This window comes from Blastococcus tunisiensis, from assembly GCF_900112815.1.
Classification (GTDB): domain Bacteria; phylum Actinomycetota; class Actinomycetes; order Mycobacteriales; family Geodermatophilaceae; genus Blastococcus_B; species Blastococcus_B tunisiensis.
In genome coordinates this window covers 26652-49846 of record NZ_FOND01000006.1, presented here as the reverse complement: position 1 = coordinate 49846, position 23195 = coordinate 26652, and the positions used below count along the sequence as shown (strand labels likewise).

Here is a 23195-nt window from a genome sequence, read left to right as displayed (position 1 = left end):
GTAGGGCCGGTCGATGACGTCGAACAGCCTGAGCACCGCCACCCGCGACGAGCTGATGGACCGTGCCCGCGCGGCCGGCATCCGTGGACGCTCGTCGATGAGCAAGACGCAGTTGGCCGCGAACCTGCGCGAGTCCGGTGCGGCCGGCCCTGGCGAGGGCAGTGGCGAAGGCGGTGCCGAGGGGGAGGACGGCGGCCGACGGGGCACACGCGACGGCCGGGTCCCGGTGGGCTCCCGGGTGGAGTCCTTCCGGCAGCTGGCCGAGGCCCGGGCGCGGGGCGAGATGGTGCTGTTGCCGCGGATGCTGCGTGGCAACGACCGGCGGATGCACGTCCGCGAGACGGTGCGCGAGGACCACGAGACCCGGATCGCCACCAGCGACGTGGAGGCGCGGGAGAAGTTCGACAAGCTCGCCGGCTCCGTCTTCCACTTCTTCCGCGGCACGAACCTGCTGTTCTACCGGGACATCCTCGGCGAGGACGCCCGGATGCCGACCGTGCTGGCCCTCGGCGACGTGCACCCGGGGAAGTTCGGCGTCATGCCGAGCTCGGACAACGTGCCCGTGTTCGGGGTCAACGACTTCGACGACGCCTTCTACGCGCCGTTCACCTGGGACCTGAAACGCGGCGTGGTCGGGTTCATGCTGGGGGCGGCCGAGAAATCCGGCCTCAAGCCCAAGAAGCAGCGCGCCGTGGCCGAGCGGTTCGTCCGCGGCTACATCGAGGGCATCGCCGCCTACGCCACGGACGGGAACGAGCAGGACGAGCAGCTGCGGCTGGACAACGCGCCGCCGATGATCGCCGAGCTCATCGGCGACGTCCTGGAGCGCGGCCGGGCGGAGTGGCTGGCCGAGACGCTGCTGGACGAGCAGGGCAGCGGCTTCCGCACCGACGGCGAGCTCGTCCCGGTCAGCAGCCGGCGACCGGAGTTCCAGGACCTGGTCGACCGCTACGTCCGCGAGAACGACGTCGCCGTCCCCGCCCGGGCGGGCGGCATGCGGGTGAAGGACGTCGCCGAGCGGAAGGGGGCGGGGACGGCGTCGCTCGGCCTGAGCCGGTACTTCGTGCTCATCGAGGGCCCCCGCGCCGACGGCACCGACGACCTGCTGCTGGAGTTCAAGCGGGCGCGCCGGTCGGCGCTGGCCGGTCTGGTGCCGCCCTCGGGGTTCGAGGTGGACCGGCAGGGCGACCGCATCCGGCACGCCCAGCGGGTGCACCTGGTCAACGGGGACGTCTTCTACGGCAGCGTCGACTTCGACGGCCACAGCTTCATGGTCCGCGAGCGGGCGCCGTTCCGCGACGACATGAGCCTGGGCTCGCTGTCGGCGGGGGAGTGGAAGGAGTACGCCGGCATCTGCGGCGGGGTCCTGGCCCACACCCATGCGATGTCCGACGAGAACGGGCTGATCGACTACGACATCGAGCCGGCGATCATGGACGCGATCGGGGGGCACGACCTGTTCGTCGACGACCTGCTGCGCTTCGCCGACGAGGCCGCCGCGCGCGTACGTCGCGACCACGAGCACTTCGTCGCCGACCACGAGCTCGGCGCCTTCCGCAGCGTCGACGTCGTCTACCGCTGATCCGGGTGCGCGCACCGGCGGGAGAATCCGCTTGCCGGGGCACCGGCGCACCGGGACAGTGCCGGCATGCCGCCAGGCACCGCGGGCCCGCCGTACGACCAGTTCCTGGCCGCCGCCGAGGCGGTGGCACGGGCGCGGCCCGAGGTGGACCTCGAGGCGGCGCGGGAGGTGTACCGCGAGGCGGCCATCCTGCTCCACGACGGCCTGGCCCTCGACGGCCTGGACGCGCACGACACCGGTGTCGTCGTCGCTGCGCTGTGCGCCGATCTCGCCGCGGCCGACCCCGGGGCCGCGGTGCGCGCGCGGTCGCGGGCGGCGTCGGTCGATCCGGGAGATCTGCACGATCCCGAGGCCGTGGCCGCGGCCTGCCTGATGGCCGCGTCCGTCCTGCAGCTGTGACATCACCACGGCCGGGTCGGGGGAGGGAGCGGCCAGCCGAGCTCGGTCCGCCAGGCCGACGGGTCTACGGTCCCCGGTGGCCCCCGTCCTGAGCGACGGTCCGCCCCTGTTGCCGCGGGCCGGACGACGTCGTGCCGCTCGGGACGTATCACCGCGATCCGCCGGCGTCTCCTCCCTGCGACGCCCTGGCTCAGCTCCGGGGTCGGCGTGGATCGAGGTTCCCGGTGGAGGGCATCTGGGGGTTCGTGGCGCTGACGCTCCTGCTGTCCGTCTCGCCCGGTCCGGACGACGTCCTCGTCCTGCGCAGTTCCGTGCGGGGTGGCGTGCGCCTCGGCATGGCCACGGTGGCCGGGGTCGCGCTCGGCACGCTCGCGTGGGGCGTGGCCGCCGCGGGCGGGCTCGCCGCGGCGATCGACCGGTCGGCGTCCCTGTACGCGGCGTTGCTCCTGGCCGGGGCCGGCTACCTTGTCCTGCTGGGGGCGCTACCCCTGGTCACCGAGCTGCGCAGCAGGTCCCGCCCGGGCGGTGGGCTCGATGCGGTCCCGCAGGTCCCTGCGCGAGGCGGCTGGTGGCGGGCCTTCTCCGCCGGGCTGGCGAGTGACCTGCTCAGTCCCAAGATCGGGGTGTTCTACCTCGCCGTCGTCCCGCAGTTCGTGCCGGACGGCGCGTCGGTGCTGCACTATTCGCTGCTGCTGTGCGCCGTCGACGTGGGTGTCGCAACGATGTGGCTCTCCGGCCTCGCCTGGCTCGCCCATGCTGCCGTCACGTGGCTGCTCCGGCCGGTCGTCGTCCGCTGGACCCAGCGGGTCTTCAGTGCATCGCTGATCGCGCTCGGCACAGCCTCGGCCGTCGGGCTGTGAGTCGTTGCCGCGCGGTGGCGGCCTGCCCCCATCGGTGGCGGTCCGCGCGCCGGACCGGCTACTGGGCGAGCTCCCGTCCTGGTAGAACGCGCGGAACCGGCATCGCGGACGGCGGCAGAGAATTCTCGGACGAGCTGTCGATCCGGGCCGGGGGTGCGTGTCGTAGGGGTGTGGGCTCGAACAGCGGGCCCGGAACCGGGAGTGAGCAGATGTCGAAGTACCTGATCCTGATCTACGAGGACGAGGCCGGCTACGCCACCGCGACGCCGGAGGTGATGAACGAGGTGATGCAGGAGCACGACACCTTCTCCTCCGGCGTCGAGCGGCTGGGCGCCAAGCTGCTGGGCGGCGAGGCGCTCGAACCGACGCCGACCGCCACCAGCGTGCGCGGCGGTTCCGAGGTCACCGACGGCCCGTTCGTCGAGACCAAGGAGGCCCTGGGCGGCTACTACGTGATCGACGCGCCGGACCTCGACACCGCGCTTGCCGTCGCCAGGTCGTGCCCGGCGCGGTTCGGTGGGGTCGAGGTCCGCCCGGTCATGACCTTCGACTGAGCCGGGGGAGCCGGCGCGTGACCGCCGTCGACAGCTCGGCCGTCGCCGCCGCGGTCGCCGACGCGCACCGTCGCGAGTGGGCCTTCGTGCTCGCCGCGACGGTGCGCGTGACGCGCGACCTCGACGTCGCCGAGGAGTGCGTCCAGGACGCCTTCGCCGGCGCGCTCGTCGACTGGCGCACCCGTGGCATCCCGTCGCGTCCGGGCGCCTGGCTCACCACCGCGGCCCGGCGGCGGGCGCTGAACGTGCTCCGCCACCGGAAGGTGGAGACCCGGCACCTGCCGCTGCTGGTCGAGGACGGCGTCGAGCCGGGTCCCGGTGACCTGGTCGACGACCGGCCCGCCGACCAGATCCCGGACGACCGGCTCAGGCTGGTCGCCACCTGCTGCCACCCCGCCCTCGACCGGCCAGCGCAGGTCGCGCTGACCCTGCGGCTCGTGTGCGGCCTGTCCACCGCCGAGGTCGCGCGCGCGTTCCTGGTGAGCGAGAGCACGATGGCCGCGCGGATCACGCGGGCGAAGAAGAAGATCGCCGTCGCACGGATCCCGTACCGGGTGCCGCCCGCCGCGGAGCTGCCCGATCGGGTGGACGCCGTCCTCGCCGTGGTGCACCTGCTCTTCACGACCGGGCACACCACCCCGGCCGGTGCCGATCTGGTCCGGCGGGACCTGGTGGAGCGCTCGGTCGGGCTGGCCCGCATGCTCCGGCGGCTGCTGCCGCACGACCCGGCGGTGGCGGGCCTGCTGGCGCTGCTGCTGCTCACCGACGCCCGCCGCGAGACCCGTACGGCACCCGGCGGCCGCCTGCTGCTGCTCGAGGAGCAGGACCGCTCCCGCTGGGACCGCACCGCCATCACCGAGGGTGCGGCGCTCGTCCGGGAGGCGCTGCGCGCCCGCCCGCCGACGAGGTACGCCCTCCAGGCCGCGATCGCGGCCGTCCACGCGGAGTCGCCGACGTGGGGGGACACCGACTGGCGCGAGATCGTCGCGCTCTACGACCTGCTCACCGCGGTGTGGCCGTCCCCGGTCGTCGCGCTCAACCGCGCCGTCGCCGTGGGGTTCGCCCAGGGGGCCGCGGCCGGGCTCGCCGCCCTCGACGTCCTGTCCGGGGAACCGCAGCTGGCCGGGTACGGATACTTCTCGGCGGCGCGGGCGGATCTCCTCCGCAAGCTGGGCCGGGTCGACGAGGCCCGCAGCGCCTACGAGGAGGCGGTGCTGCTGACCGGCAACGCGGTCGAGCGGGACTTCCTCGCCCGCCGCCTCCAGGCCCTGGGGCCCCGGCAGGGCTGAGGGACCCAGGCTTGGTGCAGGCGGGCCTCGCGACCCTGGGGGCGGCCGCCGGAGGACGCCCGGGCTGACAGAGGTCGCCTACTGCGTGGCGCCATGGGCAGCGCGGCCCTGGACGGCGGACGTCCCGAGGTCGCTGCCCGGCAGGGCCGCACCCTGCTCGACGGCACCGGTCCACGTCGCCGTGGTGGCGACGGCGGCGAAGTTGGAGTTCAGCAGCGCCATGAGCGTCTCGTGAACCTGCTGGGCGGAGGCGCTGCCGGCGTCGTTGACGATGCTGATGGCGCCGGTGGCGTCGGAGAGGACCTCCACGGCGATGCCCAGGTCCGCGGCGGCGGCCGCGGTGCCGATCACGCAGTTGTTGGTCATGTACCCGACCAGCGTGAGGCAGTCGACCTCGTTGGCCGTGATCCAGGAGGCGAGGTCGGTGCCGGAGAAGACGCTGGCCTTGTTCTTGGTCACCTGCTTGCACGCGTCCGTCGTGCGCTTCTCGACGTCCGGGTGCAGCCCCTGCCCGGTCGAGCCGGCTGCGAAGACCGGCGCCCCCTCGGGGAGCTCGTGCCGGACGACGACGACCGGCAGCCCGCGCTCGGCGGCGACGTCCATGGCGCTCACGATGCGGGCCAGGGAGTCCTCGCGCGGCGGGTACTGGATCTCCAGCGGCCCGTCGAAGTAGTCGTTCTGCACGTCGATGACGACGAGGGCGCGGCGGGGGGCGGACATGGCTGGTTCTCCCTGCGTGGGCGGCGGTGGCGGCCTCCAGGCTGCCGCGTGCTCCCGGCGTAGCGTGAGTGGCAGGCCGGACGATGGACGATGAGATCAGGACAAGCGTGGAGATCGCGGTGCATGCCTTCGACGGCATGACGATGTTCCACCTGGCCACGCCGCTGCTGGTGTTCGGCGAGGTGTCGCGGCTCGGCCTCGCATCCGGCTGGCGCACCCGCGTGTGGACGCAGGACGGGCGCGGCATCCGCACGGCCGAGGGCCTGCTCGTGGACGACGTCGCGGGGCCGGAGGTGGTGCCGGGCGCCGACATCCTGGTGCTGCCCTCCTGGCCCACCGATCTCCCGCCGGCCGGCGACGAGCTCGTGGACGTCGTCGGCCGTGCGCACGCCGCGGGGTCGACCGTCGTCGGCCTGTGCCTCGGCGCGTTCCCCATCTCGGACAGCGCGCTCCTCGACGGCCGGGGCGCCGTCACCCACTGGGCGGCGGCACCGCAGCTGCAGCAGCGTCGTGCCGCGGTGCAGGTCGACGCGTCTGCGCTGTACCTCGACCACGGCGACGTCCTCACCTCGGCCGGGACCGCATCCGGGTTGGACGCCTGCCTGCACGTGGTCCGCACCCGCCTCGGGAGCGCGGCGGCCACCACGCTGGCCCGGCACCTTGTGGTGGCCCCGCACCGTGACGGGGACCAGGCGCAGTTCGTCCAGCGGCCCGTGCCGGATCCGGGCGACGGGGGCCGGATCGGGGCGACGATGGAATGGGCGCTCGCCAACCTCGACCGTGACCTGTCCGTCGACCAGCTGGCCGGCCACGCCCGGATGAGCGGGCGGAACTTCACCCGCCGGTTCACCGAAGCGGTCGGGACCACGCCCGCCCGGTGGATCCTGACCCAGCGCCTCGAGGAGGTCCGGCGGCTGCTGGAGACCACGACCTGGTCGATCGAGCGGATCGCGCGCGCCTGTGGCTTCGGCAGCGCCGTGACCCTCCGCCAGAACTTCGCCGCGGCCTACGCCACCACGCCCACGTCCTACCGGCAGCGGTTCGGCGTCCCGGGCGGTGCCTGAGCCCCGTTCCATGGCCGGCGGCGGATCACAGGTGAGGGGGAACAGCCATCCTGCGTGCCCGGCATGCCCGAGTGCCGCCGCGGCCGCGCCGCCCGTAGGTCCTCGACCGCGTCGGGCGCTGCGTCCGCCGCGGCGCGCGACGCCCGCCGGCCAGGGAGATCGCGCCGTTGCGTCTCGCCGTATCCGACCTTGTCCGCCTGGCGCCACGCATGGCAGCTTTCCCCCGGTCGCTGAGTACGCGGAGGACGTGCGGATCATGACCGGTGACGAGAAGGACGCGCCCGGGCCACGGCTGCTCTCGGGAGGCAACCCCCAGGTTCCCAAGGGCGAGGGAGACGCCCCTGTGCAGCGCTACGTCGCCGCCATGCCGGGGTGGAAGCAGGCGATCGGGAAGCGCCTCGACGGTCTGGTCGAGCGCACCGTCCCGGGCGTGCACAAGGCCGTGAAGTGGAACCAGCCGTTCTACGGCCGGGACGCCGAAGGCTGGTTCCTGTCGTTCCGCTGCTACACGAAGTACGTGCAGGTCCAGTTCCTCCGCGGAACCTCCCTCGAGCCCATGCCCCCGAAGCCGTCGAAGCACGACGAGGTGCGCTACCTCGACCTCCACGAGGACGACGAGATGGACGAGGACCAGCTCCGTCGCTGGATCGAGCAGTCGAGCCGGTTGCCCGGCGCGAGGATGTGACCGTTCGCGACGTTCCCGCGTCGGTCCCGGTCGTCTGCTCGTCGCTCCGGCGGCGGGCAGCCTGGCCGCGTCGTCCGCCGGACACGATCGGGTGGGGGGATCCACGGCGCGTGAGACCGCAACCGGTCGTGGGCTGGCGGCCATGACGGCGGTCGCCGTGGGCGAGGGGGTGGCGGAGTTCGTGCCCGCCGGACCCGCTCGCCCTCCTCCACCCCGCCGGACCGAGCAAGGGGGCCGGTGCCGTCTCACGATCGTGGCGGTGCACCGGCGTCTGTCGCGCGCCGGCGCTCGGTAGCTCACACCTGCCGGTCCAGCAGCTCCCGGAGCGTCTCGTCGATGAACTGGTTGTCGGGCTCGTTGAGGCCGAGGCCACCGAAGTGACCCCAGATCGTGTCGATGACCCGGACCTCACCGTTCGGGATGAACCGGGAAGCCCACTGCTCGTCCTCCGGGGGGAAGTACAGATCGGTACGCGCCGGCATGGCCATCAACGGGCAGCGGATGGAGCGCAGGGCGGCCTCGGTGTCCCCGCCGAAGCCGGGCGTCTGCCCGACATCGCCGTGTTCCCAGGTCCACAGCATGGCCAGCAGGTTGTTCGGGTCGCGGTCGTCGAGCCAGAAGCCCTCCCAGAACCCGACGAGGAAGTCCTCGAGGGATGAGAACCCCATCTTCCGGTACTCGCGCTCCCAGTAGAACGCCTGCGAGAGGCCCCAACCGGCATAGATCCGGGCGAAGGCGCGCAACCCGGCCGTGGGCAGGGCACCGGGGGAGTAGTGGCCCGCCCGGAACGCCGGGTCGAGGGTCAGAGCTGCCCGCAGGCTCTTCAGGAACACCTGGTTGTGCTCGCTCGTGCGACTCGAGCCGACGATCGGCGCAGCACGTCGGACCATCTCGGGATGGCTGACCGCCCACTGGTAGGTCTGCCCTGCGCCCATCGAGGAGCCGACGACCAGCTCGACGGAGGTGATTCCCCATTTCTGCGTCAGCAGGCGATGTTGCGCCTCGATCTGGTCGTGGAAGGTGACGGACGGGAAGTGCGGCCCGTCGAACGGCTGCGGGGTGTTGCTCGGCGACGAGGACAGCCCGTTGTTGAGCTGATTGGGGACGACGATGAAGTACCTGTCCGGATCGCATGCCTTGCCCGCACCGATCGACCACTCGTTCGCGTCGTGCCAGGCGCTGAACCACGTCGGGTGGACGATGACGTTCGACCTGTCCTCGTTCAGCGTTCCGTAGGTCTTGTACGCCAGCCGCGCCCCACGGAGGATCGCGCCGCTCTGCAAGGGCAGGTCGCCGAGGTCGAACATCTCGTGATCAGTCGGTGCCGGCACGGCAGACTCCATCCACGTGGAAGTTTCTCCGCAGCCTGCCGCTCGCTCCGGATGACCGCAAGCCGGGATCGGGCGACCGACGCGCGCCCTGTTCAGGGTGTGGCGAGCCGTTCCAGGAGCCGGCGAAGGGTGAGCGCCTCGTCCTCGGACAAGGGCGCGAGCCCTTCGCGCTCCGCCGCCGCGATCCGCGGGGTCAGCGACCGGTGGAGGGTCCGACCGCGGTCGGCGACATGGACGAGCACGCGTCGCCGGTCCGCGGCGTCGACGTTGCGGTAGAGCAGCGCGCGCTCCACCAGCCGGTCGACGATGCGGGTGAGGGTCGGGCCGGTGATGCGGGTGCGGCTCGCGAGATCGCTCATCGACAGGGGCCCGCACTCGGCGAGGGCGTGCAGCACCCGCCAGTTGTCCAGCGTCAGATCGGCCGCGGTGACGATGCCCTCGACGCGCTGCGACAAGCCCGCGGTCGCACGGCGGAGGAGGTCGACGTGGGACACGCTCCGCCCCTGGTCCTCCTGCAGCATGCCCGTCTCTTCCCGCCCGAGCACGCTCTTCCCAAAACCAGGGAAGCTGAGCATAGTCATGCCCCACTCGGGCGTTCGATTGTGGCAGACGTCAGGGACCCCCGCCTTTCTCGCCGTGCACGTCACGCCAAGGAGGGAGAGCATTGGGTCGGGAAGCGAGCACCCTGCGGGTCGCGCTGGTCGTCCCGTTGCAGGGGCCTGCCGGCATCTTCGGCCCATCGTGCGAGGCCGTCGCGGCCACCGCACTGACACTCATCAACCAGACCGGCGTCCTCGGCCGGGACATGAGCGTCGAGGTCGTCGATGGCGGCGCGCCCCCCGCGCAGATCGCCGCGGAGATCGGCCGGCTGATCGATGCCGGAGGCATCGACGGCGTCACGGGCTGGCACATCTCGGCCGTGCGGCAGACGCTGGCGCCGATCACGGCCGGCCGGATCCCCTACGTCTACACGTCGCTGTACGAAGGCGGCGAGACCCGTCCCGGGGTGTTCTGCTCGGGGGAGACCCCGGCGCGGCAGGTCGCGCCCGCACTGCGCTGGCTGCGCGACGTCCGCGACGTGCGCCGGTGGTTCATCATCGGCGACGACTACGTCTGGCCGCGCGCCTCCGTCGACGTCACCCGGCTCTTCGCCCGCCGGTTGGACCTCCGGGTGGCCGGGACGGCGTTCGTCCCCCTGGGCACCCGCGACTTCGCCCAGGTCCTGGAGCGGATTCGCGGCAGCGACGCGCAGGGCGTCCTCATGTACCTGGTGGGACAGGACGCCGTGGAGTTCAACCGGGCCTTCACGCAGTGGGGGCTGCAGGACGACCTCGTCCGGTTCACCCCGCTGATGGAGGAGAACATGCTCATGGCCAGCGGCGCGGACGCGACCGAGGACCTCTTCGTCTGCGCGTCGTACTTCCGCTCGCTCGCCACCGCGTCGGCCCTCGACCTCGGTGCCGACTACGTCGCTCAGCACGGGCCGGACGCCCCTCCGCTGAACAATGCCGCGGAGTCCTGCTACGAGGGGCTGATGACGCTGGCCGCGCTGGCGCAGCACGCCGGCAGCGTGGACGTGCGCCGGATGCTCGAAGTCGCCGACGGCGTCGGCTACGACGGCCCGCGCGGAGCCGTGTCCTTCGTGGGCAACCACCTGCAGCAGCCGGTCCACCTCGCGGTCGCCGACGGTGTCGACTTCGACGTGCTCACCGACCTGTAGGTGGGCCGGGTCCCCGTCGCCGGCAGATCCTCGGCCCACCCCTTGACAGTTCCTTCCATCTGAATATGTTTCAGGTGACATGAAGGAGTGATCGTGGCCACATACGTCTTCCGGTGCCCGTCCTGCTCGGACTTCGACGTGATCCAGCCGATGTCCTCGCTGACCCCGACCCATCCGTGCCCGAGCTGCACGGCGGAGTCCCACCGCGTCTTCACCGCTCCGCACCTGGCGACCATCGCTCCGGGTCTGCACCGCGCGATCGGTGCCGCGGACGCCAGCGCAGAGGCGCCGCAGGTGGTCCGCTCGATCCCGGACGGCGCGCCACGACCACGCAGCCGGCGGTGGAACCCGATGACAGGAGCAGCTCCGGTCGATGCGGCGCAGCGCTCCGGAGGGCGCTACCCGTCCCTGCCCCGGTCGTGAGCCGTGAGCGCGGTCGGGCTCCTCTACGTCGGCGTCGTGCTCTTCGTCAACGGCGTCATGTTGCTGGGCCACGTGAGCCCACGAGGTGCGGCGCCGCTGAACCTCTTCGTCGGCGCCCTGCAGGTCTTCACGCCCACGTACCTCATCGTCGTCGCGGACGGTGATCCGGCGCGGATCGCGCTCGCTGCAGGTCTGTACTTCTTCGGCTTCACCTACCTGTGGGTAGGCATGAACGGGCTCACCGGCGCCCCCGCCGAAGGCCTCGGCTGGTTCTCGCTGACCGTGACCGTCGCGGCCGTCGGGTTCTCGATCCACTCCTGGACTGTCGTCGAGGACCGGACGTTCGCCGTCATCTGGCTGCTCTGGGCGGTCCTGTGGTTCACCTTCTTCCTGCTGATGGCGCTGCACAGGGAGCACCTGACCCCGGCCATCGGTGTGCTGGCCGCGGGGGAGGGCCTGCTCACGGCCGGCGTCCCTGCCTTCCTGATCATCACCGGCTGGTGGGAGGACACGTCGCTCACGACGGTCGTCGTCGCCGTCCTCGGCCTCCTGCTCCTCGCCGTCTGCGTGCCGCTGAGCCGGCCGCTCTCCGCTCCCACCGTCGCGTCCCGACCCGGTACCGCGCCGGGCGTCCACTGAGAGGAACCTGCCATGCCCGAAGTCGTGTTCACGGTCGACCAGAGCAAGTCCATGCGTGAGCAGGCGGTGCCCGGCCACAACCGCTGGCACCCCGACATCCCGCCCGCCGTGACGGTCAAGCCCGGCAGCACCTTCCGGGTCGAGTGCAAGGAGTGGACCGACGGCCAGATCGGCAACAACGACTCCGCCAACGACGTCCGCGACGTCAACCTGGACGTGGCCCACATGCTGTCCGGCCCCATCGCCGTGGAAGGGGCCGAGCCGGGCGATCTGCTCGTCGTGGACATCGTCGACCTCGGCCCCGTGCCGCAGACGGAGGGACCCAACTGCGGTGAGGGATGGGGGTACTCGGGGATCTTCGCCAAGGTCAACGGTGGTGGGTTCCTCACCGACTACTTCCCCGATGCGTACAAGGCCGTCTGGGACTTCCGGGGCCAGGAGTGCACGTCACGGCACGTCCCGGGCGTGAAGTACACCGGCATCACGCACCCCGGGCTGTTCGGCACCGCGCCGTCGCCCGATCTCCTGGCCCGCTGGAACGCCCGGGAACAGGCGCTCATCGACACCGATCCGGACCGGGTCCCCGCCCTGGGGCTGCCACCCCTGCTGGACGGCGTCCTCGGGGGGACCGCCGGCGGGGACCTGCTCGACAGGATCGGCCGCGAGGGCGCGCGGACGGTGCCCCCGCGGGAGAACGGTGGGAACCACGACATCAAGAACTTCACCCGTGGCAGCCGCGTCTTCTACCCGGTGTACGTCGACGGTGGCCTCCTCTCCGGCGGCGACCTGCACTTCAGCCAGGGTGACGGCGAGATCAACTTCTGCGGCGCGATCGAGATGGGCGGCTTCATCGACTTCCACGTCGACCTCATCAAGGGCGGCATGGAGACCTACGGCGTCACCACCAACCCGTTCTTCATCCCGGGGCGGGTGGAGCCGCGCTACTCGGAGTTCCTGACCTTCATCGGCGTGTCGGTCGATCACCGGGACGACACCAACTACTACATGGACGCGACCCTGGCGTACCGCAATGCGTGCCTCAACGCGATCCGCTACCTGGAGAAGTGGGGCTTCACCGGGGAGCAGGCATACCTGATCCTCGGCACCTCGCCGATCGAAGGGCGCATCGGCGGCGTCGTGGACATCCCGAACGCGTGCTGCTCGGTGTTCCTGCCGACCGAGATCTTCGACACCGACATCCGCCCCGGAGGGAACGGACCCCAGCGGAAGGACCGCGGCCAGGTGGCGGTCACCTCCTGACCGGTCGGACGTCTGCCGGTGCGGGCGGATCGAGAGCCGGACCGCCCGCACCGGTGCCGTCGACCGCCCGGCTCGTCGTCTCCGGGGCTGTCGCCAACCTGGCGGTCGGCACCCTCTTCGGCTGGAGTCTCGTCGCGCCAGCGCTCATGACGGATGTCGGGGCGTCGGACAGCAGCGGCTCGGGCGTGTTCGCGCTGGCCCTCGTCGCCTTCAGCGCGGCACTGCTGGGGGTGGGACGCGGGCTGAGGCGGCTGGGCGCCCGGCGTCTGCTCGGCGTGGCCGCCGTCCTGGCCGGGGTCGGTCTCGGGCTGACCGCCGCAGGCCGGTGGGCCGGCGTTCCGTGGATCGGGGTGGGGCTGCTCTTCGGCACCGCCAACGGGCTGGCGTACGGAACCGCGGTTGCGCTCGCTGCCCGCGTGCCGGGGGGACGCAGGGGGCTGGCCAGCGGCTTGGTCGTCGGCGCCTACGCCGCCGGGCCGGTGGTGCTCGGCCTGGTGGCGCCGCGCGTGCTGCCGGCGGTCGGTTGGCGCACCGGGCTGGCCGTCCTGGCCGTGCTCGTCACCGGGCTGGTCGGACTGGCCGCCGTGCTGGCGCCCGTCGACCGGGCTCCGGCACGCGGGAGCGAGCAGCCGGAGCGTCGGGTGCCGGTCCCCTTCCGGAGCGTGGTCGCCCTGTGGCTGCTGTTCGCCGGGGGCGCCCTTCCCGGGCTCGTCGTCTTCTCCGCAGCGGCACCCCTGGCGTCAGCCGCGGGTCTGGGTGCCGGAGCTGCGGGCGCCGCTGTCTCCCTGCTGGCCGCCGGGAACCTCGCAGGGCGGGTCGGGGCCGGCTGGTGGTCCGATCGTGTCGGCCGACCGGCCGCCGTGGCGAGCACGCTCGTCCTGTCCGCCGTCGCACTGGGCGGCCTGGCCGTGTCGACCGTCCCCGCCGTCGTGCTCACCGGCTTCGCCGGGATCGGCCTCGCCTACGGTGGCGTCTCCGCGCTGGTCCCGGCGGTCACGGCGGATCGGGTCGGACCACGCGCGTTCCCCACGGTGTACGGCCGGGTGTTCACCGCGTGGGGCTGTGCGGGGCTGGCAGCGCCGCTGCTCGTCAGCCAGGGTGCGGCCACCGCAAGCGCACGGCCGGAGGTGTTCCTCCTCCTCGCGGCCCCGCTGCTCGTGGCCGTCGCCGCGCTGATGTCGCTGACCGCCGAGGCGGGCTCACGCCCCGGCCGATGAGCAGCTATCGATCCGAACCCGCGGCGTCCAGGACCTCGACCTGATCACCCAGCGAGACGTCCCCCGGCTCTTCCACGGTCGCGTACATGCCGAAGATGACCGCTCCGTTGTCGGGCAGGTGTGCCACGGGTGTCGCGAGGCCGGTGGCGAGCTCACCGCGGTAGCGCACGATGGCCTTGAGGGTGTTGTAGTCGACCGCTCCGCTCTCGGGGTTCTCGTTCGTGACGACGCAGCGTGGGACGGGGCCGACGACGCGCACCGTGGCCCGGCCGACCTGCACGCGCCGGCCGGCCCACGTGTCCTCCTCGTGCACCTCGCACCCGTCCAGCTCGAGGAGCATCCGGAATCGACGGTGGTCCACCGCCTCACCACCGGGGGCGACCCGGCGCAGGTGCTCGATGGTCGCGGACGACACCACCGTCACCGGGTGGACGTAGACGGCGTCTCCGGGGCGGTCGGCGGCCACGAGCCGCACCGGCTCGCCGACGAAGTCGCTCAGTGCGGCCGACCACGGACCCTCGACCAGGTGACCGGCCACGTCGCGCCCGTAGAAGTCGGTGACCACGGCGTCACCCCGCTGGTCCGCCGGGCCTTCCACGGGCGCACGGTCCGGTATGCGCAGGGAGAGGCGCTGCTCGTTGGCGTCGTACTCGGCCGTGATCCGTACCAGCGGCCCGTGCTGCTTGCCGTTGACCAACCGTCCTCGGGCATCGACGAGGTGGAAGCGGCGGTTGGTCGTGACGCCGTTGCCGGTGATGACGACGCGGGTCGGCTGGTGGAGGGCAGTGCCCTTCACCGGTGTGACCGACAGGCGTGAGACGACAGGCATGGTGCTCCTCGTCGGAGGCGATGGACGTCCGCGACCATAGGCGGCCCCGGCCCGGCGGCCGCTAGACGGAGATGCCGACGAGCTTGGTGTCGAGGTACTCGTCGATGCCCTCGTACCCGCCCTCGCGTCCCAGACCGCTCGCCTTGACCCCGCCGAAGGGGGCAGCCGCGGACGTCGGATTGATGTCGTTGACGCCGATCATCCCGAAGCGCAGCTTCTCGGTCACCCGGATCGCCGTCGACAGGTCGTTGGTGTACACGTAGGCGGCGAGGCCGTACTCGGTGTCGTTCGCCCGGGCGATGACCTCCTCCTCGTCGTCGAACGGCGTGACCGCGGCGATGGGCCCGAACGTCTCCTCGGACGAGATGAGCATGTCCGGCGTCACGTCGGCCAGGAGCGTCGGCGCGAAGAAGGTCGTGCCGTCGAGCCCGTCCACCTGCACGCGCTCGCCGCCCGCCACGACCCGGGCGCCCTTGGTGCGGGCGTCCAGCACCTGGGCCTCCATCTTGGCCACGGCACGATCGTCGATCAACGGACCGATGGAGACGCCGTCGGTGTCCCCCCTGCCCACGCGCAACGCCGCGATGCGCTGGTCGAGCGTGGCCACGAAGGTCTCGTAGACGGAGCGGTGGACGTAGATGCGGTTCGGGCTGATGCACGCCTGCCCGGTGTTGAGGAACTTCACCAGCGCGGCACCCTTGGCGGCACGCACGGGATCGGCGTCGGCGAAGACGATGAACGGTGCGTGGCCGCCCAGTTCCACCGACACCCGCTTCAGGGTGGCGCCGGCCTTCGCCACCAGCATCTTCCCGACCGCGGTCGAACCGGTGAAGGTCAGCTTCCGGACCACGGGGGACTCCAGCAGCGCGTCGCCGACCTCGGCCGCGCGCGTGGTGGTGACCAGGTTGACCACCCCGGCGGGGACACCTGCGTCGGCGAGCAGCTGCACCGTGGCGACCGCGCACAGCGGGGTCTGGTCGGCGGGCTTGAGCACCGACGTGCACCCGGACGCGATGGCCGGCGCGAGCTTGCGGGTCAGCATGGAGATCGGGTAGTTCCACGGTGTGATGGCGGCGACCACGCCGACCGGCTGGCGCATCGTCACGAACCGCTGGTCGGCGCGTGCCGAGGGGATCGTGACGCCGCCGATGCGCTTGGCCTCCTCGGCGAACCACGCGAGGAAGTCCGCGGCGTACGCGACCTCGTTCATCGAGGCCTTGAGCGGCTTGCCCTGTTCGCGGGTCATCAGCGCGGCCAGGTCCTTGCGGCGCTCGCGCATCAGGGCGTCCGCCTTGGCGAGGACGGCCGCGCGCTCGTAGGCCGTCGCGCCCGACCAGGCCGGCAGCGCCCGACCGGCAGCGGCGATCGCCGCCTCGGTGTCGGCCCGGCCACCGTCGGCGGCCTGCCCGATGACCTCGCCCGTGGCCGGATCCGTGACGGCGAAGCTCGCACCCTCGTCGGCCGGACGCCACTGCCCGTCGATGTAGATGGTGCGTCCTGGGTCCTGCGTCATGGCGCTGTCCTCACTGACTGACCGGATTCGTGGGGCCGAGGAGTCGGGTCTGCCGAACCGTTGACCCCGGGGAGATCGTGTCATCCGTGGACGACGCGGAACGCACCGCCGACGTCGGCCATCCCCGGGGACGGGTCGATGCCGGGCGCTCGAGTGCCGCGTCCCGCCGCCGTCCACCCGGACGTCCTCGGCCCGGACCGGCCCGCGAACGAGGTGGCCAGGCGGAGCAGCGCCGAGGCGTCGTCGTCAGCCGCGGCGTCGGGGCACGCGCCGGCCGGCTCGCGGGTGGAGGAGAGTCGTTCTGCGAGCCGGCGAGGTCCCGTCGTGACGAGCTCTGTCCCGAGCCGTCGCGTCCAGCTCCATCCAGACACGCCGTCGATCCGCGCGGTGGTGCACGTGCGCCATCGCCTCGACACGGGCGCGCTGGTCGGGAGTGGCGGTGTGCTGGACGACGGCGATCTCGGCCTCGCGCATCGCCTCCTCGGCGGCGACCTCCTCCGGTGTGCTGGGGCGTTCGTCGACGACCTCTGCGTCGTCGGTGTCCGGGTGTGCGTACGGACTGTCCGGGGGGAGGTGACTACCGATCCGGCCGTAGGCACCGATCAGCAGCATGGGGAGCCCGACGACGACGGAGAAGATCACGTTGCTCACCTCGAACGCGAGCCAGTTGAGGCGGGTTCCGATCACGATCGCGTTGACGAACGCCGACAGCAGGAACAGCGGGCCCAGGACGAGCATGACCGTGGACGCCGTCCGCGGACTGCGGACAGCGGCGGCGAGGAGCACGACCGCGACGACCACCGACAGGGTCGACAGCAGGCCGTTGGAGGACATCCCCAGGACCGATTGCCCGCGGGTCGAGAAGAACGCCTGGCCGCTGGCGAAGCCCAGCACGGCGAACAGCAGGAGGAACAGCGCCACGGCCACGGCGCCGGTGCGCTGCACCACGTACACGCGGGCTCCGAGGCCTGGCCGGTCCTCGGGACCCTTCGCGATGGACGTCCGACGGTGGGGGAGGTGCAGTCGCTGGGTCATGGGGAGCTCCGGTGGGCGGGGACGCTCCGGGGTGTGGATGCTCCGGGGTGCCGGGACGCATCCCATTCTCCGCTCGCTCGTCGCCGGTGAGAACTGCGGATCACGTTCTTCCGGACTTCGTCACACGCCGCCAGGAGACGTCCTGATGTGGTCAGGACGTGCCGGGCCGTCCTGCACGCGCAGCACGGATCGGCGCGGGACCACCACGACGTCGTAGGCGGGTTCCTGCGACCGCACCCCGTGCCGCACGGAGCTGCACGCTCCGTCCTGCTGGAAGCAGGCAGAACGGCATACCCACACGCCGCTGTGGCGTGCCCTGGAGCCGGCCGATCTGCCCCCCGTTCCGGCCTGTCGCGTCCCAGCGACTAGCGTCCGGTGGCGTGGGACACGGGAGCAGGGACGGCGAGGAGTCCGCACCCGCCCCGCAGATCCCGTCGTTCGCCTCGCTCCGGCGTGGAGGACGGCGTTCCCCGGCTGACCTTCTGGTGTCGCGGCCGCCCGAGACCGCCCCGCCCGTACCTCCGTCGCCGCGATCCGGGGCCGCCCGGCCCCCGGAGTGGGCCGATCTCTGGCGCCTGGGCCTGCGAGTCGCTCGCTGGTGCGCGCAGCAGCCGATCACGGCGGTGCGGCGCCTCACCGGCTGAGAGGCTCCGCACGTGAGCTCGATGACGCCCTCAGCGGCGGAAGCGGGCGAGGACGGCGGCCAGGACCACCGCTACGGCGCCCGCGGCGAGCAACCGGCGGCCGCCACCGGCGGCGATGAGCACCACGGCCGCGCGGGGCCGTACCCGCCGGGTGCCCAGCAGCAGCCCCCCGGCCGGCGAGTCGACGCCGGCACCGGCGACGACCACCGGGCGCGTGGGGGAGTCGAGGTGCGCGGTGATCCCCGAGGCGGCCAGGGCCTCGGCGAGCCCGCCCAGGTCCCGGCGGCCGGGCGCCACCCCACTGCGGGCGGTCGCCGCCTCCCGGACCCGCGCCACGAAGGCGCCGCCGTCCTCGGCGACGATTCGCACGTCCGCGCCGTCGGCGTGCACCTGCACGCCCGCCCCGTCCACTTCCAGCGAGAGCTCGCCGGCCAGGTGGACGGGGCCGCGTGGGTCGGTCATCCCCGGCTGGCGTTCTCGGCGGTGGTGATGCGCAGGGTGCCGTTCAGCCGCCAGACGGCGCGGGGTGCGCCCGGTCCGGTCTCCCGGGGGACCTCGACGGTCATGTCGACGAACTCGTAGTTGATCGCCGCGCCCTTGCCGGTCAGGTAGGCCCACATCTCCTTGCCGAGGTCGGCGAAGCTGGTCTTCTCGTGGCTCTTGATGTCCCGCGAGCCGGATGCGGCGTCGGTGCTGGTCATGCTCATGGTGCGATCTCCTTGCACGTCATGGTGGCCGCCGGCGCTCCGACGATCCCTTCGGTGGGTTGCCTGATGACCTCTCTTCCGGCCGACCGGCGCCCAGGGATGCGGACAGTGGGTCGTTCCTTCCGCTGGTGCTTCGACAGCGGGCGCCACCGTCACGCCCGGACAGGATGGACGGCAGGGCTCCCTCCGCTCCCTGCGTCGTGGCCGGGGCGGACGGGTGGGGCCCCGCACCGACGAGGCGTGGCCGGGCCCACCCAGCCCCCGGCGCGCCCGGACGGGCCGACTGACGTCGCCCGGCGTTCAGGCGCCCGGCTCGACGAGCCCCGCCTCGTACGCGAACACCACCACCTGGGCGCGGTCGCGCAGCCCGAGCTTGGCGAGCACGCTCGACACGTGCGATTTCACCGTCGCCGCGCCGATGTACAGCTCGCGCGCGATCTCGGCGTTGCTCCGCCCCCTCGCGACGGCGGTGACGACGTCGCGCTCGCGGGCGGTCAGGCTCTCCAGCTGTCCGGCGAGGACGGTGTCGGGCGTGCGCTGCGCCGCGAACCGCCCGATCAGCCGCCGGGTGATGGACGACGCCAGCAGCGCGCCGCCGTCGGCCACCGTGCGGACGGCTACGACCAGCTGCTCGGGCGGCAGGTCCTTGAGGACGAAGCCGCTCGCGCCCGCGCGCAGCGCCCGGTAGACGTACTCGTCCGGCTCGAACGTCGTGAGGATGAGCACCCGCACCGCGTCGCCCAGCTCGGCGACGATGCGCGCCGTGGCCTCCAGGCCGTCCATCCCCGGCATGCGGATGTCCATCAGCACGACGTCGGGGCGGTGCCGGCGGGCGGCGTCGACCGCCTCGTCGCCGGTGCCGGCCTCCGCGACGACCTCGATGTCCGGCTGGTGGTTCAGCACCATCGCGAACGCGCCACGCACGAGCGCCTGGTCGTCGACGACGGCCACCCGGATCGTCATGCCGCCCCGCCGGCGAGCGGCAGGCGGGCCAGCGCGGCGAACCCGCCGTCCGGACGCGGGCCGACGTCGAGGGAGCCGCCGAGCAGCTGCGCGCGCTCGCGCATGCCGACGATGCCGTGCCCGGCGCCGGGCAGCGACGTCGCTCCGCTGCCGTCGTCGCGCACCTCGACGACGAGTTCCTGTCCCTCGGTCGTGAGCCGGATGCCGGTGCGCGCGCCCGGGCCCGCGTGCTTCACCACGTTCGTCAGGGACTCCTGCACGATGCGGTACGCCGACAGCTCCACCCGCGCGGGCAGCGCGCAGGTCACGCCGTCGATGTCCAGGTCGACGTCCAGGCCCGCCTCGCGCATCCGCGCCACCAGCGCGGGGAGGTCGGCCAGGCCCGGCTGGGGGGCGGTGTCGTCCGCGACGGCGGACGGGCGCAGCACGCCGAGCAGGTACCGCAGCTCGTCCAGCGCCTGCCGGCCGGCCTCCTCGACCGCGCCCATCGCACGCGCGGCTGCCACGGGGTCGTCCGCCGCGACGGTCTTGGCCGCCCCGGCCTGCACGGTCATCAGGCTCACCCGGTGCGCGACGACGTCGTGCAGCTCGCGCGCGATGCGGGAGCGCTCCTCGGTCACGATGCGACGCTCCCGCTCCCTCAGCTCACGCTCCTGCAGCACGGCGCGCTCGGCGCGCAGCCGCAGCCGACGTCCGGAGTACCAGACGGCGAAGAACACGACGACGCCGAACGCGACCCCGCTCCACGGGACGTCGCCGGTGAACCCGTCGAGCACGAGCACGACGAGCGCGACGTCGACCCCGACGTGTCCCCACCGCTCGACCGACCCGTAGCGCCCGAGTGCGTAGAGGGCGAAGAGCGCATGGCCGCCGAGGTCGGCGTGGCCGCTGCCGAGGGTCAGCGCCCACGCGGCGAGGACGACGGCGAGGACCACCACAGGTGCGGAGCGGCGCCAGTACAGCGCGCCGCTGCCGACGGCGAACAGCAGCACGACCCAGGGCGGGACGTCGCCGAGGTCGCGCAGCACCCACGAGTCCTCCGGCCCGGTCGTGAAGAGGAGCGTGAGCACGAACAGCACTGCGGCCAGGGCGGCGTCGGCCGCTCGCGGCCAGCGCGTGAACGGGCCGGGTCGCATGCGCTGAACGTAGGCGCGCCCGGCGCTGCTGTCGCCGGTCCGGAGGCGGGCACCGGTCTCCTCCTCCAGGGGGAGACCGGTGCCACATCGAGCCCGTCCCGCGCCGGGCGACAGCACCGGGGCTCGACGCCGACAGTCCGAGGTGCCCGTTCCCCACGACTCCTTGGAGCAACCGTGAACAGCTGGATCCGGCGCCTCGGCACCGCGAGTGCTCGTCGCCCGAAGCAGACGATCGGCGCCTGGGCCCTGCTCGCCGCGCTCGTCGTCGCGCTCTCGAGCGCGCTCGGCGGTGCCTATCTCGACGACCTCACCGTGCGTGGCAGCGACAGCGCCGCCGCCACCGAGCTGCTCGAGCAGGGCTTCCCCGAGGCGGCCGTCGGGTCCGCCGTCGCGGTGTTCGCGGCGCCCGAGGGCGAGCTCCTCGCCGACTACCGGGACGACGTCGAGGCGACGCTCGTCCAGCTGCGCGCGGTGGAGCGCGTCACCGCGGTGACCGAGCCCTCGGCGAGCGGCGCCGTCTCGCCCGACGGGCGGATCGGCTTCGCCGACATCGTCCTGGACGCGCCGTCCGGAGAGCTCGGGCCGGAGCCGGCCGAGGCGCTCGCCGCGGCCCTCGCCCCGGCCCGCGACGCCGGGCTCACCGCTGAGGTCGGCGGTGAGGCGGTGTTGCTCACCACCGAGCCCGAGCCGTCGGGCGCCGAGGCGGTCGGCGTCCTCGTCGCGCTGGTCGTCCTCGTCGTCGCGTTCGGCACAGTGGTGGCCGCGCTCGTGCCGATCGCGCTGGCGCTGATCGCGGTGGCTGCCGGACTCAGCGGCATCACCTTGCTCGCCGGCGCGATGGACGTCTCCAGCTCCGGGCCCGTGATCGCGGCGATGGTCGGGCTGGGCGTGGGCATCGACTACGCGCTGTTCCTGGTGTCCCGCTACCGCGAGAACCGGATCGCCGGCCAGGACAACGCGACGGCCCTGTCGGCCGCGATGGGCACCTCCGGTACCGCGGTGTTCTTCGCCGGCGTCACCGTGGTGCTCGCCATGGCCGCCCTCGTGCTCACCGGCATGGGCGTGCTCGCGTCGATCGGCCTCGCGACGTCGCTCGTCGTGCTGTTCGCCGTGGCCACGGCGCTCACCCTGCTTCCCGCGCTGCTGTCCCTGCTCGGCGACCGCATCGACGCCGGTCGGGTGGTCGGCCGGCGGCGTCCTGCGCGTCCCGTCGAGGCGACCGTCTGGTGGCGGCTGTCCCACCGCATCTCCGCGCGGCCCTGGCGGTACCTGGTCGTGGCGTCGGTGCTGCTGGTGACGCTGGCCGCGCCTGCGCTGTCGATGGAGACCGGCTTCCCCGACGCCGGCGACGCGCCGGTGGGCGCCACGCACCGGCAGGCGCACGACCTGCTCGCCGAGGGTTTCGGGCCCGGCATGAACGCGCCGCTGCTCGTCGTCGCCGACCTCTCGGGCTCCGGCCTGGGCGTGGACGACATCCCGCTGCTCGCCGAGCGCATCGGGGCCGACCCCGGCATCGGCTCGGTCGCCGAGGCGAGGCTCTCGACGGACGGCGACACCGCCGTGCTGAGGGCGCTGCCGACTACCGCGCCGGCCGACCCGGCCACGGCGCAGACGCTGGATCGGATCCGGTCCGGCGCGCCCGACGGCGTGCACGTGACCGGTCAGGCCGCCCTGGCGATCGACCTGGACACCTCGCTCAGCTCGACCCTGCCGCTGCTCCTGGGAGCGGTCCTGGCCGCGTCGTTCCTGCTGCTGGTCGTGGTGTTCAGGTCCGTCACGGTCGCCCTCAAGGCCGTGGTCATGAACCTGCTGTCGATCGGCGCGGCCTACGGCGTCGTCGTCGCGGTCTTCCAGTGGGGCTGGCTCGGCGACCTGATCGGGCTCGAGGGCACCTACCTCATCGCCTCGCCACTGCCGGCCATCTTCTTCGCCGTGCTGTTCGGCCTGTCGATGGACTACGAGGTCTTCCTCGTCTCGCGAATCCGAGAGGCCTACGACGCCACCGGGGACAACGTCGAGGCGGTCGCGCGCGGGCTGGCGTCCAGCGCCCGCGTCATCACCTCCGGAGCGCTCATCATGACGGCGGTGTTCCTGTCGTTCGTCGCGACCCCTGACCCGTTCGTCAAGATGATCGGCCTGGGGCTCGCCGTCGCGATCGCGCTCGACGCGACACTGGTGCGCATGGTGCTCGTGCCGGCGACGATGGCGCTGCTGGGCAAGGCCAACTGGTGGCTGCCGGGGTGGCTCGACCGGCTGCTCCCCGTGGTGCGGGTGGAGGGCGAGGTCGAGGCCGCTCCCGCGACTCCCGCGCGGGTGCCGGCGCCGATCGGCTGAGCCGGCTCGACATCACTCCGGACCACGTCAGACGGAGGCGCGCCCGCCGTGACGTGGTCCGGCGTCGCCTGGGACGTCGCCGGGGGAGCGACCTGCGCCTGCCCGTCGTTCCCGCCCACGATCGCTCGAGGTTCGGGGCACCAACGCCTCCATCGCCCGCCGGTAGGACTCTCGGAGAGTCGTGCCATGCGGTCCGCGGCCTCGCCGCGCGCGGGGCCGTCGTCCCGTGACCGGCCTCGAGGCATCCGCGGACGGGCCGACGCCGGAGAACAGCAGAAGCCCCCGCCGGCC

The 23195-nt window shown here is 72.8% G+C and carries 23 protein-coding genes; 13 read left to right on the top strand and 10 right to left on the bottom strand.

Translation table 11 applies throughout. From position 1 onward, the window contains the following. Positions 1-13 precede the first annotated feature (13 nt). From BM142_RS09400 to BM142_RS09380, 5 genes are all read left to right on the top strand, one after another. Positions 14-1582, top strand: a complete 1569-nt coding sequence (locus BM142_RS09400; protein WP_175527186.1) for a DUF2252 domain-containing protein — start codon at positions 14-16, stop codon at positions 1580-1582. 66 nt (positions 1583-1648) lie between these two features. Further along, positions 1649-1981: a hypothetical protein gene (locus BM142_RS09395; RefSeq protein ID WP_092196611.1), complete on the top strand. Its 333-nt coding sequence runs from the start codon at positions 1649-1651 to the stop codon at positions 1979-1981. Between the two features lie 224 nt (positions 1982-2205). Continuing rightward, positions 2206-2841: a LysE family translocator gene (locus tag BM142_RS09390; RefSeq protein ID WP_175527185.1), complete on the top strand. Its 636-nt coding sequence runs from the start codon at positions 2206-2208 to the stop codon at positions 2839-2841. A 209-nt stretch (positions 2842-3050) separates the two neighbouring features. Beyond that, on the top strand, positions 3051-3395 hold the full coding sequence (locus BM142_RS09385; RefSeq protein WP_092196607.1) for a YciI family protein: 345 nt from the start codon (positions 3051-3053) through the stop codon (positions 3393-3395). Positions 3396-3412: 17 nt separating this feature from the next. Further along, positions 3413-4684: an RNA polymerase sigma factor gene (locus tag BM142_RS09380; RefSeq protein ID WP_092196604.1), complete on the top strand. Its 1272-nt coding sequence runs from the start codon at positions 3413-3415 to the stop codon at positions 4682-4684. A 78-nt stretch (positions 4685-4762) separates the two neighbouring features. Here the strand turns inward: BM142_RS09380 and BM142_RS09375 are convergent, their stop codons facing one another. Beyond that, positions 4763-5404 carry an isochorismatase family protein gene (locus BM142_RS09375; protein WP_092196600.1) on the bottom strand — a complete coding sequence of 214 codons (642 nt, stop codon included), beginning with the start codon at positions 5402-5404 and terminating at the stop codon, positions 4763-4765. A 107-nt stretch (positions 5405-5511) separates the two neighbouring features. Between BM142_RS09375 and BM142_RS09370 the strand changes: the two genes are divergently transcribed. Further along, entirely contained in the window at positions 5512-6468 is a 957-nt protein-coding gene (locus BM142_RS09370; RefSeq protein WP_092196597.1) for a GlxA family transcriptional regulator, read from the top strand. A gap of 256 nt (positions 6469-6724) precedes the next feature. Further along, the gene (locus BM142_RS09365; RefSeq protein ID WP_092196594.1) at positions 6725-7153 is read left to right on the top strand and encodes a DUF1801 domain-containing protein; all 429 of its coding nucleotides are present in this window, start codon (positions 6725-6727) and stop codon (positions 7151-7153) included. A 296-nt stretch (positions 7154-7449) separates the two neighbouring features. Here the strand turns inward: BM142_RS09365 and BM142_RS09360 are convergent, their stop codons facing one another. Together BM142_RS09360 and BM142_RS09355 are read right to left on the bottom strand one after the other, a co-directional pair. Then, a complete protein-coding gene (locus BM142_RS09360; RefSeq protein WP_175527184.1) occupies positions 7450-8484 on the bottom strand; it encodes an alpha/beta fold hydrolase in 1035 nt (344 codons plus the stop codon). A gap of 92 nt (positions 8485-8576) precedes the next feature. Continuing rightward, positions 8577-9005, bottom strand: a complete 429-nt coding sequence (locus BM142_RS09355) for a MarR family winged helix-turn-helix transcriptional regulator (RefSeq protein WP_092196587.1) — start codon at positions 9003-9005, stop codon at positions 8577-8579. A 143-nt stretch (positions 9006-9148) separates the two neighbouring features. Between BM142_RS09355 and BM142_RS09350 the strand changes: the two genes are divergently transcribed. The 5 genes from BM142_RS09350 to BM142_RS09330 all read left to right on the top strand — a co-directional run bounded on the left by BM142_RS09350 (position 9149) and on the right by BM142_RS09330 (position 13743). Then, positions 9149-10204, top strand: coding sequence for a substrate-binding domain-containing protein (locus BM142_RS09350; protein WP_217640654.1), 1056 nt, complete (start codon positions 9149-9151; stop codon positions 10202-10204). A gap of 93 nt (positions 10205-10297) precedes the next feature. Next, the gene (locus BM142_RS09345) at positions 10298-10627 is read left to right on the top strand and encodes an FmdB family zinc ribbon protein (protein ID WP_175527183.1); all 330 of its coding nucleotides are present in this window, start codon (positions 10298-10300) and stop codon (positions 10625-10627) included. 3 nt (positions 10628-10630) lie between these two features. Then, positions 10631-11266, top strand: coding sequence for an AmiS/UreI family transporter (locus BM142_RS09340; protein WP_092196580.1), 636 nt, complete (start codon positions 10631-10633; stop codon positions 11264-11266). A gap of 12 nt (positions 11267-11278) precedes the next feature. After that, positions 11279-12526 carry a formamidase gene (gene fmdA, locus BM142_RS09335; RefSeq protein WP_092196577.1) on the top strand — a complete coding sequence of 416 codons (1248 nt, stop codon included), beginning with the start codon at positions 11279-11281 and terminating at the stop codon, positions 12524-12526. A gap of 53 nt (positions 12527-12579) precedes the next feature. Then, positions 12580-13743 (top strand): MFS transporter, encoded by a 1164-nt coding sequence (locus BM142_RS09330; RefSeq protein WP_092196573.1) that lies wholly within the window; start codon positions 12580-12582, stop codon positions 13741-13743. A gap of 4 nt (positions 13744-13747) precedes the next feature. On the opposite strand, the gene BM142_RS09325 is transcribed toward BM142_RS09330, so the two are convergent. The 7 genes from BM142_RS09325 to BM142_RS09295 form a co-directional block, all read right to left on the bottom strand. Then, complete coding sequence (locus BM142_RS09325; RefSeq protein ID WP_092196571.1) at positions 13748-14572, bottom strand: MOSC domain-containing protein; 825 nt, start codon at positions 14570-14572, stop codon at positions 13748-13750. Positions 14573-14633: 61 nt separating this feature from the next. Then, positions 14634-16085: an NAD-dependent succinate-semialdehyde dehydrogenase gene (locus BM142_RS09320; RefSeq protein ID WP_092196568.1), complete on the bottom strand. Its 1452-nt coding sequence runs from the start codon at positions 16083-16085 to the stop codon at positions 14634-14636. Positions 16086-16331: 246 nt separating this feature from the next. Then, positions 16332-17039, bottom strand: a complete 708-nt coding sequence (locus BM142_RS09315; RefSeq protein ID WP_254790718.1) for a DUF4383 domain-containing protein — start codon at positions 17037-17039, stop codon at positions 16332-16334. 755 nt (positions 17040-17794) lie between these two features. Next, positions 17795-18226 carry a hypothetical protein gene (locus BM142_RS09310; protein ID WP_092196562.1) on the bottom strand — a complete coding sequence of 144 codons (432 nt, stop codon included), beginning with the start codon at positions 18224-18226 and terminating at the stop codon, positions 17795-17797. Continuing rightward, positions 18223-18471, bottom strand: coding sequence for a hypothetical protein (locus BM142_RS09305; protein ID WP_217640653.1), 249 nt, complete (start codon positions 18469-18471; stop codon positions 18223-18225). Before BM142_RS09305 ends, BM142_RS09310 begins: the two co-directional genes overlap by 4 nt. A gap of 300 nt (positions 18472-18771) precedes the next feature. Continuing rightward, entirely contained in the window at positions 18772-19434 is a 663-nt protein-coding gene (locus BM142_RS09300) for a response regulator transcription factor (protein WP_092196559.1), read from the bottom strand. Beyond that, entirely contained in the window at positions 19431-20570 is a 1140-nt protein-coding gene (locus tag BM142_RS09295; protein WP_092197058.1) for a sensor histidine kinase, read from the bottom strand. Before BM142_RS09295 ends, BM142_RS09300 begins: the two co-directional genes overlap by 4 nt. A gap of 174 nt (positions 20571-20744) precedes the next feature. Between BM142_RS09295 and BM142_RS09290 the strand changes: the two genes are divergently transcribed. Next, complete coding sequence (locus BM142_RS09290; protein WP_092196557.1) at positions 20745-22904, top strand: MMPL family transporter; 2160 nt, start codon at positions 20745-20747, stop codon at positions 22902-22904. Positions 22905-23195: the final 291 nt, after the last annotated feature.

Bases quoted from the DNA above. Each gene is read 5' to 3' on its own strand.
- BM142_RS09400 (WP_175527186.1), top strand. From the start codon at position 14: ATGACGTCGAACAGCCTGAGCACCGCCACCCGCGACGAGCTGATGGAC.
- BM142_RS09395 (WP_092196611.1), top strand. From the start codon at position 1,649: ATGCCGCCAGGCACCGCGGGCCCGCCGTACGACCAGTTCCTGGCCGCC.
- BM142_RS09385 (WP_092196607.1), top strand. From the start codon at position 3,051: ATGTCGAAGTACCTGATCCTGATCTACGAGGACGAGGCCGGCTACGCC.
- BM142_RS09375 (WP_092196600.1), bottom strand. From the start codon at position 5,404: ATGTCCGCCCCCCGCCGCGCCCTCGTCGTCATCGACGTGCAGAACGAC.
- BM142_RS09365 (WP_092196594.1), top strand. From the start codon at position 6,725: ATGACCGGTGACGAGAAGGACGCGCCCGGGCCACGGCTGCTCTCGGGA.
- BM142_RS09355 (WP_092196587.1), bottom strand. From the start codon at position 9,005: ATGCTGCAGGAGGACCAGGGGCGGAGCGTGTCCCACGTCGACCTCCTC.
- fmdA (WP_092196577.1), top strand. From the start codon at position 11,279: ATGCCCGAAGTCGTGTTCACGGTCGACCAGAGCAAGTCCATGCGTGAG.
- BM142_RS09325 (WP_092196571.1), bottom strand. From the start codon at position 14,572: ATGCCTGTCGTCTCACGCCTGTCGGTCACACCGGTGAAGGGCACTGCC.
- BM142_RS09320 (WP_092196568.1), bottom strand. From the start codon at position 16,085: ATGACGCAGGACCCAGGACGCACCATCTACATCGACGGGCAGTGGCGT.
- BM142_RS09310 (WP_092196562.1), bottom strand. From the start codon at position 18,226: ATGACCGACCCACGCGGCCCCGTCCACCTGGCCGGCGAGCTCTCGCTG.
- BM142_RS09305 (WP_217640653.1), bottom strand. From the start codon at position 18,471: ATGAGCATGACCAGCACCGACGCCGCATCCGGCTCGCGGGACATCAAG.
- BM142_RS09300 (WP_092196559.1), bottom strand. From the start codon at position 19,434: ATGACGATCCGGGTGGCCGTCGTCGACGACCAGGCGCTCGTGCGTGGC.
- BM142_RS09295 (WP_092197058.1), bottom strand. From the start codon at position 20,570: ATGCGACCCGGCCCGTTCACGCGCTGGCCGCGAGCGGCCGACGCCGCC.